Here is a 13222-nt window from a genome sequence, read left to right as displayed (position 1 = left end):
TGCTCCAAAGCTGGCTTTTAGAAATTTTTCAGACAACCTTTGAGAAAGTTAGGTTTTCAATTCAATCTACGCCTGTTATGTAAACAACGCGGTGTTTTCTTGGAATATGAACAATCCTTTCTTAGGGGAAAGCTATCTAAACTAAACTTTCAGATAACCTTAACTTATTCTTTAACTTTTATCTGATAAAATTTCTTCTGAGCCTTACTTTCAAACCATCCTACTTCACCTCTTACATAATAAGATATTTCAATCGTAATATTCTGCTTGGTTATTGGAGTTCCAGAAATATGAACCGTATCATACCACTCATCGGTGGGTTTTACAGTCAACCCTGAATTTAGAGGATCCATTTTCACCCTGAAATTATCGGGATAAGCAGCATATTTAGTTACATTTAATTCTATGAAATATGGCTTATTTAATTCTGCATCCGGTAATACCTGAACTTTATGTTTGCCGGCAAAACAACCGGATAATGCTATTACAGCCGAAAAGATAAATACTTTCCTTATCATACTTAAAATAAGCTCCATAATTTACTGATATTTCACAAAATTCTAAAATCGATTGCTCCAAAGCTGGCTTTGGGAAATTTTTCAGACGACCTTATGAGAAAGTTAGGTTTTCAATTCACGTTTATTTTCTCTAAGTAAACAGATTTTAAATTTACTATTTCTTTTAACTTGTTGTATTGGTTAATTATCCTGCCCATTCGCGGGCTACATAAAAGACTTTCCCATACTATCCAGTGAACCTTAAAGTTTGGTGTCGTTGCCCCAGCAAAATATTTGGCGAACTTATCAGTTGCACGATACGTTAGTCTTATATCGCGTATTTGTTGATTTCCGCCAATTTTTTCAGAGTGCTGCTACAAAGATAGGGGGAGATTATCTTGCTGAAGTTACGTTTTCAGACGACCTCCTGAGGCTAAACTCAATCCGCTACATCGATACACAAATATTTCGATTCCAAATATTCGTCCGCACCGTATTTGCTGCCTTCGCGTCCCAGTCCACTGCGTTTCACGCCGCCGAACGGTGCTACTTCATTGCTGATTAGGCCGGTATTGATGCCGACCATGCCGTATTCTAAAGCTTCACCGACGCGCCATTGGCGGGCAGTGTCGGCGGTGAAGAGGTAAGCCGCCAAACCGTATTCCGTATCGTTGGCGGCCGCGATGACTTCGGCTTCGGTTGCAAAGCGGAACACGGGACACAACGGCCCGAAGGTTTCTTCGCGTGCCACCGCCATTTGCGCTGTTACGTCGCTTAAGACAGTCGGCTCGAAAAACGTTCCGCCCAATGCGCTGCGTTTGCCGCCGGTCAGGCAGCTTGCGCCTTTTGAGAGCGCGTCGGCGATGTGCTGCTCGACTTTTTCCACCGCTTTTTCCTCAATCAGCGGCCCTTGGTTCACGCCTTCATCTAAGCCGTTGCCCAATTTGAGCGTGGCCACTTTTTCGCTTAATTTTCGGCAAAATTCGTCGTAAATGCCGGATTGAGCGTAAACGCGGTTGGTGCAGACGCAGGTCTGGCCGCTGTTGCGGAACTTGCTCGCCAGCGCGCCTTCGACGGCTTTGTCCAAATCGGCATCGTCAAACACGATAAACGGCGCGTTGCCGCCCAGCTCCAAACTGAGTTTTTTAATGTCTGCCGCGCTGTCGGCAAAAATTTTCGCGCCGACTTCGGTCGAGCCGGTGAAGCTGATTTTGCGTACGGTCGGGTTCGTGGCAAATTCATGGCTGATTTCCGAAGCGCTACCACTGACGACGGGAAGCAAATCCTGCGGCACGCCTGCTTCGTAAGCCAATAGCGCCAGCGCATATGCGCTCAGGGGCGTGAGTGATGCAGGTTTGACTATCATCGCGCAGCCCACCGCCAAAGCAGGCGCAGCCTTGCGCGCAATCATTGCAGATGGGAAGTTCCACGGCGTAATCGCAGCGGTAACGCCGACGGGCTGTTTCAACACGACCAGTTTTTGCGACGCCTTCACGCTTGTCAGCACATCGCCGTCAATCCGCCGCGCCTCTTCGGCAAACCAGCGCACAAACGAAGCCGCATAATCGATTTCGCCGCGTGCCTCGGTCAGGCTTTTGCCCTGTTCCATCGTCATGATGCGCGCCAGTTCCTCTTTGTTTTCCTTTATCAGAAAATACCAACGCCACAATACATCGGCGCGTTCCAACGCGGTTTTTGCCGCCCATAATTTTTGTGCGGTCTCCGCTCTTTGAATTAGTAACTTGAGGTCGTCTGAATGGGTTGTGCGGACAAACGCCAAAGTCTCACCCGTTGCCGGATTATCGACTTTGATACTGTCTGGAATCGGGGAAAAAGAAATATCAGGATGGTTTAACAATGATGCAAAAGAGTTCATGCCTGCCCTCGTATGTATAGATGATGGATGGGAGTCATTATTCTCTTCATAGGATAAAAGCGCAAACTGCTTGAGCAGTTTGTGCAAAAGGAGAAAGAAGAGCCGAGGCACTGAATGGAAGCAGGCAACTAAAAGGTCGTCTGAAAATACCTTACAGGCTTGGTTAGGACTTTCCCATTTGAATTGTGAGAAAGTGTTTTAACTGACTGATAAGACATATTCAGGCGACTTTTTTATTTGGATTATTTATATAGAAATTAAATATTTCTATGTTAGAACAATAGAATAGGTTTTAAGAATATTTTAGCTGTTGAATGTGAATATATCGGATAAGTGTTTCCATATTATTAAAAGCTTGTTAAAATCATCAAAAATTATACAAATAATAATCAAAATCATTAAAACCATCTTTCAATTGATTTGCGGCAAAACCTTCCCGAGGTCGTCTGAAAATCTTCAGACGACGCTGTCTGACATTCCGCCACACAAGGAATCCGTTATGAAGCCAGCCAAAGTCAAAACACTTGCCGCCTGCATCGCAGTCATTGGTTTTTCTCCCATCATTTATGCTGCCGATAATACACCAACCGTGATTCTCGATACCGTTACCGTCAAAGGCACACGCAATAAAGACGAAATCGGTAAAAACCGGGTTTATACCCGCGAAATCGTCAATCTTTACAAAGGCAAAAACGAAGTCGAAACCTTCAAAGGCAACACCGTATCCGACCTGTTAAGCGGTATGTCCGGCGTGTACAGCGGCGATGCGCGCAACAGCGGCGCGCTGGATCCCAATATACGCGGCGTACAGGGGCAGGGACGGATTCCCGTTACCATCGACGGCACGGAGCAGGCGATTACCGTCTGGCGCGGCTACGCGGGCGCAAACAACCGCAACTACGTCGACCCCAACATCATCAGCAGCGTTTCCATCGAAAAAGGCCCCTCGTTCAGCCGTGATATGAAAAGCGGCATAGGCGGCTCCGTCGCCCTGAAAACCATCGATGCCGACGATATTGTCCCCGAAGGGCAGAAATACGGATTTGAAGTGAAGGCGGAGGCTTCCAACAATTCCATCAAGAGGCGTGAGAATGCTTATGAACATTCAGTCGATTATCGAACCTTGCCTGTTCCCGCAGTAGCGACGGGCGGTATTTGGCGTTCGTTTTTTGACGATACCGACCGAATCGACCAGCGTTTCAACGGACGCAATAAATTTGGGGAAGATAAAGCCTACCGCATTGCCGCTGCCACCAAGCAGGACAATTTTGATGCCATGCTCGCCTATGCCTACCGCAGTAAAGGCAATTATTTTTCCGGCAAAAAAGGGGCGGAACGCTACGGCTATATCGGTCCTTGGACACAAGAAACTTTAGACGAATTAAAACGTCGTCAAGAAGAAGCCGCTGCCAAGGGCGAAAAATTTTACGGCAGTGAAAACATGCTGGGCGCACCCGATATTTCAAAAATCGGACTTTTCTACCATCCGGGCGGGGAAGTCAGCAATACTTCGCTTGAAACCAAATCATGGGTAGGTAAAACCACCTTCCGTCTGCCGAACCGCCAAACGCTCAAATTCGGCTTGCGCCATACCGATTCCACGTTCGGCGAAATCATGCCTTCGCGTATTATCGGCCCCATCAGTTGGGATGCGTCCGTCCTCAACAAAATTGCCGAATGGCCGCAGGCATGGGTAAAACAGCGTTCCTACAATATCGACTATTCGTGGAAGCCCGAGGGCAGCCGTTGGATAGATTTCGATGCCACGCTTTGGACAACGCGCACCAATTCTAAAACCAATACCGCAGGCGGTTCACCCGGCGATACCGTTTATGAAGATTTGGTATTTCAACGGGCATGGGATGAGTACGACAGATGGCAGAAATACACCCCCGAAGAGCGTCAAGAATTGCTGAATGCAGGCTTTGAAACCCCAAAACCGCCCAAACCCGAAACGCCCAATACCAACGGACGCTTCAACACTATTGAAGGCAACGCCTATTACGCCCGTAACAACCGTACAGGCTTTCAATTCTCCAACCGTATGAAATTGAGCGACAAACTGTCGTTGACCTTGATGGGCGATTTTCAAAACGAAAAACTGACATCGCGCAATGATTTTTCAGACGAGCTGGAGCGGGGAGGATACGACAAATATCGGGAAGAACTTGAAAACAGCACCATCAGGGCAAATTACGGATTAAACGAATTCGGCGTACCGCGCAACGGCAAACGGCGCGAATACAATCTGGGCTTCAATTTCCGCTACGAACCCTTCCGCTGGCTGACGTTGACGGCGGGAGGACGATATACCAATTTCCAGCTTCAGGATAAAAGCAAACGTTTGGAAAGCGGTACGTATAAGACCGGCTATCCGTTAGAAATGAACAGGGGGATAAAATATTCGATCGGCAGGGTTGCCACGCCGCAAGAATACGCGGATTACAAGGCAATTGACGATGCCTTGGCGAATGGCAGTCTTGATTATGGAGTTTTATATGAGACAGAGGAATACGCAGAACAAAGAAAAAAACATGCACAAATTAGCCTGTCGTTACAAGTCAACTCGCAAAATATTCCGATTTTGACAGATGATCGCGAAAAATGGGTCAATCCTAATGAAAAGGTGGATTTCTATTGGTTGAAAGACGATAAAGGCCGTCTGAATATGCAGGATCATCCCCTTATCAATGGCAGCATTCCTGATTTGCACACTAAAGTCCCTAATCCTGTATATGACCCGTCTATTCCAGACAGTCCGCAGTTTGTGCCTAAGTATTATAACGTTGATGCAAGCGTATATACGACTCCAATGACCGAAGCCGAAAAACAGAGAGCAATGAAGCAGAAAGGCAGCGGTTGGGTGCCCGCATTTTCTGCCACTGTCAATTTTACTGATTACAGCCGCGCCTATTTGCGCTATACCGAAACCCTGCGCTACCCCAGCATTTTTGAAGGGACGTACGGCTTTTCTACTGCCGCCGGCTCATTCAACCGCATGGGCTATGGCTGGCGGCCCGAACACGCCAAAAACTGGGAAGTCGGCTATATTCATGATTTGACAGGACTGTTACCGAAAATGAAAAAAGCGGATTTCCGCATCAACTACTTCCATAACAAGACCAAAAACGTTATCGATAGGGACAGCAATCTCGAATTCGAACAATTCGACAGACAAATCCGCAGTGGTGCCGAGCTGTCCACCCGCTTCGATACCGGACGCGTCTTTGGTAGCCTGAACGTATTCCGCAGCCTGAAAAACAAAATGTGCGACGAAACCTTCCAATGGTCGACTGTGACTGCGGGAGATGTCGATGCAACATATTTTGCCGAAACCGGCAAAACCATGAGTCGCCCCGTCTGCAATCACGGAGGTTTGAGCGATTCGGGCTATCTGGCAAGCGCGCTTCAGCCACGCTGGTCGATTGATGCCGAATTGGGCAGCCGCTTTCTTGCCAACAGACTGGAAACAGGCGTGCGCCTTCATTACCACAGCCGCGTCTATGAAAACCGCAATGATGCGTGGCAGCCTAACTACAACATATTCAATCAATATAGGGGAACTAATCATAAACCCCAATATAACGATATGCGCTGGCAGCCTGTTGCGGTATGGGATGCCTACCTGCGCTACAAAATCGGCAAAAACCTGACTGCCGAGCTGGTAGGCAGCAATCTGACCAACCGCTACTACCTCGACCCGATGAGCCGCTCCTATCTGCCCGCACCGGGTAGAACCATCAGGATAGGGATTACGGGCAAGTTCTAAAATAGTTTCTAGATTCAATTATCGAAATTCTGATATTAGCAAAATGTAAATTTTCAGAAATGATAATAATTCATGTTTCTATTTCCTAAAAATAGGAATATACTTACCTTACTTTTCCAAGAGGGCGGATTTGTAAGTTTGATTCAGATTCTTCTTGAGAAAGTTCGTTGATTTTGTAAATTTTTATTTTGGAGTGAATTATGAAACTCGTAAAAACCGTTGCGGTATTGAGTGTTGCGTTTGCCGCTTCTTCTGCATTTGCTGCCAATCCGGCTTCAGGCCTCTCTTCAAATAACAATGTAAAAGGGGTTAAACATATTGTCCCGACAGTGGAGACTAACCGAAACGACGTGAATTTCGGTAAGGCTGCCATTAATGTGGTTGACTCAAATGCAAGAACCACAAATAAAAATGGTCTTGCCAACAATCAGCCGGTCTCTTTTGCTAAGATTGATACGACGGCAAACAAATTCTTTGTCAAAACGTTTGCTCACGGTACTTTAGGTAAAGATAAAAACGGCGTTACCGTTGCGAATCTGTACCGTATGAAAGGTATTGTTTGGGACAATATTCCAAGAATGCCCGACCATTCCCATTTAGGCCGTTTATCTTATTCCAAAGTCGGTAATATGGATGTTTACTTCGGCGACTGGTCTGCCGTTCCTTCCGGTGCGGCTGTCGGTACGAAAGGTACGAATTACACTGCCTTCTACAGCGGCACGGGCCGAACCACCAATCTGCCGACTACGGGTACTGCCACTTATACGGTTAAGGGTATCAACCAATATCATACGCAAAATACAGCCCTCTTAAACGGTACGCTGAAAGCTGATTTCGGTAAACGGACGCTAAACGGCGAAATGAAACGTACGGGTTTGAATGTCGCCATCAACAATGCCACGATTAATACGGCTCAGGCTTCCTTCTCCGGTAAAGCTACGGCAAACAAAGTGGCCGGTACGACCCGTGGTCATTTCTTCGGCAACCAAGGCGCGGCGATTGCGGGCGTGGCTGATTTTGGTCGAAATAGTGAACTCAACACTGCCTTTGGCGGTACGAAAACCGGCAAATAATGAATCATAATGCGATAAGGCGGACGGTTTTTGTCGTTTCCCATTCCGTCCGCCTATAAAACACAAATCATCCGACACACAATGCACATCGTACAGGGCCGTTCGGAAATATCGGGCTTCGCAATGCGTTTAAGCCGGTATTTTCCGAACGGTCCGTGAGTTTGAAGGCGTGCTGTTTCGATGGGCTTGAGAAGCCCATTTTTCAGACGACCCGGCAGGGGCTTTCATGCAAATAAACAATGCTCTTGCCCGGTAAAGATGAAATGTCAGTTTTTCTTTGAAAAGGCCGTCTGAAAAACAAAGCCGTCCGACACACAGGAAAGAATTTTATGAAACGCCTTTTGCTCCTTCCTTTTTTTATCAGCCTGCTGCCCCACGCGTTTGCCGACGACAGGGAAGACCGCTTCATGCAGCTCAAACAGGGAACGGAACTCCGCCGCGCGCAGCAGGAAAGGAATGAAGCGGACAATACGGCGATTGAGTTCGGCGCGGGAGAAGTGCAGGACGGCGAAGATTTGGCGTTGTCGCTGATGAAGGCGGTCAACGCGCAAAACGAGGAGGAAACGGCACGGCTGTTGGACATTTACCGCCGTCAGGATGATTACGATCCCGATATAGTGCTGTTTGCCGAGGCCAATCAGGCGGTGTTCCGCGACGATTTGAAGGCCGCGCTGGCGAAATACCGCGAGCTTTATCGCAAAAATCCCGAATTTCTGCGCGGCCGCCTGGATTTGGCGCGGCTGCTGTTTATAGACAAACAAAACAAAGAATCAGCGGCATTGTTCGACGGCATCGATATTCCCGAAGTGCCCGCCGTCAATGAGAAAATCAAAGTGTTTGCCGACGCTTTGAAGAAACGCGATGCGTGGAGCGGCTCGGTTTCGTTCGGCGCGGGTTACGACACCAACTTAAACCAGTCGTCGGGCGCGACGGTCGTCCGCAATCAGACAAGCTGCGGTTTCGATTCGAACGGGCAGCCGATTCTGGACGATGCCGGAATGCTGTCCTGCCGCGACGAACAGCTTGACGCCTACGCGCCCGATGCGTTGAAAAACCGGATGTGGGTATATGAAGCCAACTTGAGCAGACGCATTTCGCTCAACGGCCACCACGGCCTGCAACTGGGCGGCTACGCATGGGGCCGGCTCTATCCCGGCAACAAGGAATACGGCGAACACAATATCAACGTCAGCCCCGCTTACAGTTTTCAGAGCAAAGACCATTCCTTCAGTATCGGCCCGCAGGTGCAATACGAATGGTCGGGCGGGAAACTGCGCGACAGCAGCGCCGGCATCAGCACGGCATACAGCCGCACCTTTTCCGACCAAGCCTCGCTGGGCGTGCAGTTCGACCACAAATACGACCGCTACCGCGGCGAATTAAAACATTTCAACGGCCCGCAAACGCTTCTGTTCACCACCGCCATCTACGCCCTGCCGAAAGACTGGCTGGTATTCGGCGGCTACGACTACCTGCGCAAAAACAGCCGCGAAAAAGTGGATTCCTACCGCCGGCACGGCCTGCGCGCGGGCGTCAACAAACGTTTCGAATTCGGCATCGACGCCACCTTTCAGGCAATCTGGCGCAAAACAGCCTATCAGGACTACCATGCCTGGCTGGAAACCCGCCGCCATGATTTCGAACGCACCTATCAGTTGGACATCAAATTTGACCGTCCGTCCTTCCACGGCATCACGCCCGTTTTCAGTATCAAACACACCGACAACAAAAGCTCGTCCTGGCTGAACCGCTACAAACGCAACGAATTTACCGTCAAAGCAGAATACAGGTTTTAAGCTCCCGAGGTCGTCTGAAAACGAATTTTCAGACGACCTCGAAGGTTTCTGTTGCATAAGCTGTCAGCTAAGGAGTCGGTTTTGTAAGAGTGCTATTTTTATCCCGAATACACGTTATAATACGAACCTTATTCCCAACCCGATTCGAGATCCTGTTTTCAGACGACCTTTAAGATAAAAGGTCGTCTGAAAACGTTTGTCCCGTCCATACGCATCCGCCGAACTATGATTCCATCCGATTTCATTGACGAGCTTCTGGCCAAAGTCGATATTGTCGATATTATCGACGAGCAGGTTCCGCTGAAGAAGGGCGGGGCGAACTATATGGCTTGTTGTCCGTTCCACAAGGAAAAGACGCCGTCGTTTTCGGTCAGTCCGATCAAGCAGTTTTATCATTGTTTCAGTTGCGGGGCGCATGGTTCGGCGATTGGTTTTGTGATGGAGCATCAGGGGCTGTCGTTTCCGGAGGCGGTGCAGTTTCTTGCCGACCGCGTGGGCATGGTCGTGCCTAAAGTGCGCGGGCAGACCGATAATCCCGAAGTCCGTGCCGAACGTAAGAAAAAACAGCAGACGCTGGAGGAAACAACGGCTGCGGCGGCTGATTTTTATGCGCAACAGTTGAAATTCAATCCGGCGGCGAAGGAGTATTTGGACAAGCGCGGCTTGAGCGCGGAAGTCATCGCGCATTATGGTTTGGGCTACGCCCCCGACGGCTGGCGGCCTTTGGCGCAAGTGTTCCAACCGTACCCGAATACCGCTTTGGTGGATACGGGGATGGTGATTGACAATGAGGGTCGGCATTATGACCGCTTCCGTCATCGGATTATGTTCCCCATCCGCAATCCGCGCGGGCAGGTCATCGGTTTCGGCGGCAGGGTGTTGGACGACTCGAAGCCGAAATATTTGAATTCGCCTGATACGCCTTTGTTTGATAAAGGGAAAAATCTTTACGGCTTGTATGAAGGTCGTGCTGCGGTCAAAGACGCAGGTCGGATTTTGGTGGTCGAAGGTTATATGGACGTGGTCGCGCTGGCGCAGTTCGGCGTGGGCTACGGCGTGGCGGCTTTGGGCACGGCGACGACGGCGGAACACGTCAAAATCCTGATGCGGCAGGCGGACAGTATTTATTTCTGTTTCGACGGCGACAGCGCGGGGCGGAAGGCGGCTTGGCGCGCGCTGGAAAACGCGTTGCCGCAGTTGAAAGACGATAAATCGCTGCATTTTTTGTTCCTTCCCGAAGAACACGACCCCGACAGCTACATCCGCGCCTACGGCAAAGCGCAATTTGAAGATGCGCTGTTGAATCAAAGCAAGCCTTTGTCGGAATATTTTTGGGAACATCTTTCAGACGACCTCAATCTCAATACGCAGGAAGGTAAGGCGGAATTGGTGAAAACCAGTTCGCCGCTTTTGGCGCAGATTACCGCGCCGGCATTGGCTTATCTGTTGAAACAACGGCTTAGCGAGCTGGTCGGCATCGACCCCGACAATCTCGCCCAACTGCTGGGGCAGGAAGCGCCAAAGCGGCACGTCAAACAAAAAAACTACAAACTGCCTCCGATTTCCGTCAAACAGCCTGTCATGTTGACGCTGGTGCAACGGCAAATCCGCAGCCTCTTGATAAATCCGGATTGGGCTGCATATATAGACCTGCCCGATTATTTGGCGTTGGACGGCGATTTTGCCTGCCTTGCCAATCTCGCCGAAACCATTAAAAGCCATGCCGCCGTACCTGCTACCGCGCAGGTTTTAGAGTATATGCGCGGTTCTCCTTACGAAGAAACCGTGAACCAAATCTTCCAATCGACACTCTATTCTGAAGAAATGGAAGGCGGAGGAGACGAAGACCGCGAGAACTTCCAAATCGGCATGAAGAAACTCCTTAACGAGTTAAAATACAAACAAATCGAAACCCTCAAGCAGAAAAGCCTGCAATCGGGTTTGAATGAAAATGAAAAAAAACTCTTGCTGTCGCTTTTGACGGCAAAGCAAAATTGAACGAACGGCAATCCCTGCCGAATCCAGCAACCTTCAGGCCGTCAGAAAAGCATTGTCCCAAGCTGCGAACATGATGATCCCGCAGAACACCCGTTCCAAAGAGCTTTCAGACGACCTCAGAGTGATAACCCAATAGATTGACTTTAAATCGGTTATCACTCTGTTCCGCCTTCAGGTGCATCATGCAAACCGTCGGCACACCATCAGATCAAGAAAGTAATCCATGTCTAAAGACCAAAATCACGAAGACTATCAAGAACAGGACGACAACCGTCCGCTGACCCTCGAAGAGCAGCGCGCCCGCCTGCGCCAGCTCATCATCATGGGTAAGGAACGCGGCTACATCACTTATTCCGAAATCAACGACGCCTTGCCCGACGATATGTCCGATGCGGATCAAATCGACAACATCGTCAGCATGATTTCCGGCTTGGGCATCCAAGTGACCGAACAGGCGCCTGACGCGGAAGATATTTTGTTGAGCGACAACGCTGCCGCCGTAACCGACGACGATGCCGTTGCCGAAGCCGAAGCCGCCTTGTCCAGCGCGGACTCCGAGTTTGGCAGAACCACCGACCCCGTGCGTATGTATATGCGCGAAATGGGGCAGGTTGACCTGCTGACCCGCGAAGACGAAATCATCATTGCCAAAAAAATCGAAAACGCCCTGAAAAACATGGTGCAGGCGATTTCCGCCTGTCCGGGCTCCATTGCCGAAATCCTCGAGCTGATCGAGCAAATCCGCAAGGATGAAATCCGCGTGGACGAAGTGGTCGAAGCCATCATCGATCCGAACGAAGTGTTGCTCAACGAATTGGGCTTGGGGCACTTGGAAAGCGCGTCAAACGACGACGATTCCGGCAGCAGTGAAGAAGATGAAGCGGATGAAGACGACGATGACGACGATTCCGGCAGCGACTCCGAAGCCATGTCCGCCGCGCATCTTGCCGAATTGAAGCAAAAAGTGCTGGAACACTTCGCCTTCATCGAAAGCGAATACGGCAAGATGATCAAAAAGCTGGAAAAACACGACAGCCGTCACCCCGATTATCTGGCGCACCGCGACGCCATCGCCAACAAGCTCTTGGAAGTCCGCTTCGCCACCCGCCAAATCGAAAGCCTCAGTGGCAACCTGCGCAGCCGTGTTGAAAACATCCGCAAGCTCGAACGCGAAATCCGCGACATCTGCCTTGACCGCGTCCATATGGAACGCAACTACTTCATCCAAAACTTCCTGCCCGAAATCACTAACCTGAAATGGGTGGAAGAAGAAGTCGCCAAAGGCAGGGTCTGGAGCGACGCGCTCGACCGCTTCCGCCACGCCATCCTCGAAAAACAAACCGAGTTGGCGAACATGGAAAAAGAAACCCGCATTTCCATCGAAGAGCTGAAAGACATCAATAAAAACATGGTGTCGAGTGAAAAAGAAACCGCAGCCGCCAAGCAGGAAATGATTCAGGCAAACTTGCGCCTGGTGATTTCCATCGCCAAAAAATACACCAACCGAGGTTTGCAGTTCCTTGATTTGATTCAAGAAGGCAACATCGGCTTGATGAAGGCGGTCGACAAGTTCGAATACCGCCGCGGCTACAAATTCTCCACCTACGCGACATGGTGGATCCGCCAAGCGATTACCCGCTCGATTGCCGACCAGGCGCGCACCATCCGTATTCCGGTGCACATGATTGAAACCATCAACAAGATGAATCGCATCTCCCGCCAGTATCTGCAAGAAACCGGCGAAGAGCCCGATTCCGCCAAACTTGCCGAGTTGATGGAAATGCCGGAAGACAAAATCCGCAAAATCATGAAAATCGCCAAAGAGCCGATTTCGATGGAAACCCCGATCGGTGACGACGACGATTCGCATTTGGGCGACTTCATCGAGGACGCCAACAACGTTGCCCCTGCAGACGCCGCGATGTACACCAGCCTGCACGAAGTCACCAAAGAAATCCTCGAAAGCCTGACCCCGCGCGAAGCCAAAGTCCTGCGTATGCGCTTCGGTATCGACATGAATACCGACCACACGCTCGAAGAAGTCGGCAAACAGTTTGACGTAACCCGCGAACGTATCCGTCAAATCGAAGCCAAAGCCCTGCGCAAACTGCGTCATCCGACCCGCAGCGACCGCCTCAGAAGCTTCCTTGACAGCGAAGACAGCAAACTGTAAAACAGTAAACCGCAGGTTTATCCCTGCGGTTTTTTATGGG

At 49.8% G+C, this 13222-nt stretch carries 7 protein-coding genes; 5 read left to right on the top strand and 2 right to left on the bottom strand.

The window, feature by feature from the left end; genetic code table 11:
• Positions 1-164: 164 nt before the first annotated feature.
• Positions 165-536, bottom strand: a complete 372-nt coding sequence (locus HMPREF3050_RS11715) for a hypothetical protein (protein WP_070774908.1) — start codon at positions 534-536, stop codon at positions 165-167.
• A 400-nt stretch (positions 537-936) separates the two neighbouring features.
• Complete coding sequence (locus tag HMPREF3050_RS11710) at positions 937-2373, bottom strand: NAD-dependent succinate-semialdehyde dehydrogenase (RefSeq protein ID WP_070774907.1); 1437 nt, start codon at positions 2371-2373, stop codon at positions 937-939.
• A 499-nt stretch (positions 2374-2872) separates the two neighbouring features.
• Between HMPREF3050_RS11710 and HMPREF3050_RS11705 the strand changes: the two genes are divergently transcribed.
• The 5 genes from HMPREF3050_RS11705 (at position 2873) to rpoD (ending at position 13182) form a co-directional block, all read left to right on the top strand.
• On the top strand, positions 2873-6142 hold the full coding sequence (locus tag HMPREF3050_RS11705; RefSeq protein ID WP_070774906.1) for a TonB-dependent receptor domain-containing protein: 3270 nt from the start codon (positions 2873-2875) through the stop codon (positions 6140-6142).
• A 200-nt stretch (positions 6143-6342) separates the two neighbouring features.
• Entirely contained in the window at positions 6343-7215 is an 873-nt protein-coding gene (locus HMPREF3050_RS11700) for a Slam-dependent surface lipoprotein (protein ID WP_070513845.1), read from the top strand.
• Between the two features lie 329 nt (positions 7216-7544).
• On the top strand, positions 7545-9011 hold the full coding sequence (locus HMPREF3050_RS11695) for a surface lipoprotein assembly modifier (RefSeq protein WP_070774905.1): 1467 nt from the start codon (positions 7545-7547) through the stop codon (positions 9009-9011).
• Positions 9012-9236: 225 nt separating this feature from the next.
• Positions 9237-11009, top strand: coding sequence for a DNA primase (dnaG, locus tag HMPREF3050_RS11690; RefSeq protein ID WP_070774904.1), 1773 nt, complete (start codon positions 9237-9239; stop codon positions 11007-11009).
• Between the two features lie 223 nt (positions 11010-11232).
• Positions 11233-13182, top strand: coding sequence for an RNA polymerase sigma factor RpoD (gene rpoD, locus HMPREF3050_RS11685; RefSeq protein WP_070774903.1), 1950 nt, complete (start codon positions 11233-11235; stop codon positions 13180-13182).
• Positions 13183-13222: the final 40 nt, after the last annotated feature.

The sequence above is a fragment of the Neisseria sp. HMSC065D04 genome (assembly GCF_001815675.1).
Classification (GTDB): Bacteria; Pseudomonadota; Gammaproteobacteria; order Burkholderiales; family Neisseriaceae; genus Neisseria.
This window is presented reverse-complemented; position numbering and strand designations above follow the sequence as displayed.

Excerpts from the sequence above, each read along its gene's own strand:
- HMPREF3050_RS11715 (WP_070774908.1), bottom strand. The coding sequence starts at position 536 with ATGGAGCTTATTTTAAGTATGATAAGGAAAGTATTTATCTTTTCGGCT.
- HMPREF3050_RS11710 (WP_070774907.1), bottom strand. The coding sequence starts at position 2,373 with ATGAACTCTTTTGCATCATTGTTAAACCATCCTGATATTTCTTTTTCC.
- HMPREF3050_RS11705 (WP_070774906.1), top strand. The coding sequence starts at position 2,873 with ATGAAGCCAGCCAAAGTCAAAACACTTGCCGCCTGCATCGCAGTCATT.
- HMPREF3050_RS11700 (WP_070513845.1), top strand. The coding sequence starts at position 6,343 with ATGAAACTCGTAAAAACCGTTGCGGTATTGAGTGTTGCGTTTGCCGCT.
- HMPREF3050_RS11695 (WP_070774905.1), top strand. The coding sequence starts at position 7,545 with ATGAAACGCCTTTTGCTCCTTCCTTTTTTTATCAGCCTGCTGCCCCAC.
- dnaG (WP_070774904.1), top strand. The coding sequence starts at position 9,237 with ATGATTCCATCCGATTTCATTGACGAGCTTCTGGCCAAAGTCGATATT.
- rpoD (WP_070774903.1), top strand. The coding sequence starts at position 11,233 with ATGTCTAAAGACCAAAATCACGAAGACTATCAAGAACAGGACGACAAC.